We start from the raw sequence: 503 nt of genomic DNA on the forward strand, positions 1-503 counted from the left end.
TTGGAGGCAGCGCCGTCCACCCCCAGCGAGACCGGGACCCCGGCCTGCTCCAGCGCCAGCAGATCGGCGATGCCGCTGCCCAGCCGGCCGTTGCTTTGCGGGCAGTGGGCGATGCCGGTTCCGGTGCGGCCCAGCAGGGCAATCTCCTCCGGCAGCAGCTTCACCAGATGGGCAAACCACACGTCATTTCCCAGCCAGTCGTGCTCCGCGCAGAACTGCACCGGCGTCATGGCGAATTTCTGCCGCGCGGCGTCGAGATAATCGACGGTTTCCGATAAATGGCTGTGCAACCGGATCCCCAGCTGGCGGGCCAGCTTCGCCATCTCCCGCAGCTGGGCGCCCGGCGCGGAGTGCAGGACGGTAGTGGGCGCCATCACCACCCGGCGCAGAGAATCGGGCCGGGGGTCGTGATAGCGGCTGACCAGCCGTTCGATATCCGCCATATAGCCGTCGAAGGTTTCCGGACGCAGCGCCACCGGCAGATCCTGCTCCACCGCCCGGCC

Annotated in this window: 1 protein-coding gene; it reads right to left on the reverse strand. The window is 68.2% G+C overall.

Annotation, left to right across the window (positions count from 1 at the left end; translation table 11 throughout):
* A partial coding sequence (locus tag HHU12_RS34935; protein WP_169661260.1) for an amidohydrolase family protein occupies positions 1 to 503 on the reverse strand: 503 nt, incomplete at both ends.

Source organism: Flammeovirga aprica JL-4 (assembly GCF_012844305.1).
Classification (GTDB): Bacteria; Bacteroidota; Bacteroidia; order Cytophagales; family Flammeovirgaceae; genus Flammeovirga; species Flammeovirga aprica.